1 protein-coding gene is annotated in these 699 nt (G+C 66.1%); it reads left to right on the top strand.

Features of this window, described 5'->3' with window-relative positions:
- On the top strand, positions 1-699 hold a 699-nt coding region (locus tag IB277_RS37620; RefSeq protein WP_192373414.1), incomplete at both ends, for a sulfate/molybdate ABC transporter ATP-binding protein.

Genomic DNA, 699 nt, shown 5'->3' with positions numbered 1-699 from the left:
TCGACATCCGCTCCGGCGAGCTGATCGCGCTGCTCGGCCCCTCCGGCTCCGGCAAGACCACACTTCTGCGTCTCGTTGCCGGGCTCGAAAGCCCGACCGAAGGCACGATCTTCTTCGGCGACGAGGATGCCTCGCAAAAGACCGTGCAGGAGCGCAACATCGGCTTTGTCTTCCAGCACTATGCCCTGTTCCGCCACATGACCGTGCTCGACAACGTCGCCTTCGGCCTCAAGGTCCGCCCGTCGAACCGCAGACCGCCGTCGGCCGAGATCCGCAAGCGCGCCCTCGATCTGCTCGACCTCGTGCAGCTCTCCGGCCTCGACAAGCGCTATCCGGCGCAGCTCTCGGGCGGCCAGCGCCAGCGCGTGGCGCTCGCCCGCGCCATGGCGGTGGAACCGAACGTGCTTCTGCTCGACGAGCCCTTCGGCGCGCTCGACGCGCAGGTCCGAAAGGAACTGCGCAAGTGGCTGCGCGACATTCACGACCGCACCGGCCACACGACGATCTTCGTCACCCATGACCAGGACGAGGCGCTGGAGCTCGCCGACCGCGTCGTCGTCATGAGCAAGGGCGTGATCGAACAGGTCGGCACCCCCGACGAGATCTACGACCATCCGGTCTCGCCCTTCGTCTACGGCTTCATCGGCCAGTCGAACTGCCTCAATGTTACGCTGCAGAACGGCGAGATCTGGTTCGAGG

Source organism: Ensifer sp. ENS07 (assembly GCF_014852185.1).
Classification (GTDB): Bacteria; Pseudomonadota; Alphaproteobacteria; order Rhizobiales; family Rhizobiaceae; genus Ensifer; species Ensifer adhaerens.
The sequence above is the reverse complement of the archived record's forward strand: the minus strand, read 5'-3'. Positions and strand labels throughout refer to the sequence as shown.